Below are 264 nucleotides of genomic sequence, written 5' to 3' on the forward strand. Positions count from 1 at the left end.
TCACCCTCATGACCAGGCTGATGAATAGCGACAAGCCCGGCCTCCGCCAGATCGGCGACCAGAATCCGGGCCACACCAAGAGGAATGGAGAGGAGCGCGGAGACCTCGGCCACGGACTTCATCTCGTAGCACAGCTGGCAGATCCGCTGGTGTTCCGGCAGCTGGCCGTAGAGCCGGGCGGGTTCGACGCTGGTACTGACCAGCGCCTCGATTGCCAGCTGGTACCGGGGCCGGGTCCGGCCGCCGGTCATCGCGTACGGACGC

Annotated in this window: 1 protein-coding gene; it reads right to left on the reverse strand. The window is 66.7% G+C overall.

Features of this window, described 5'->3' with window-relative positions:
* On the reverse strand, nt 1-264 hold a 264-nt coding region (locus E0D90_RS26270; RefSeq protein ID WP_130800368.1), incomplete at both ends, for a DUF742 domain-containing protein.

The sequence above is a fragment of the Streptomyces otsuchiensis genome (assembly GCF_004305975.1).
GTDB lineage: Bacteria > Actinomycetota > Actinomycetes > Streptomycetales > Streptomycetaceae > Streptomyces > Streptomyces otsuchiensis.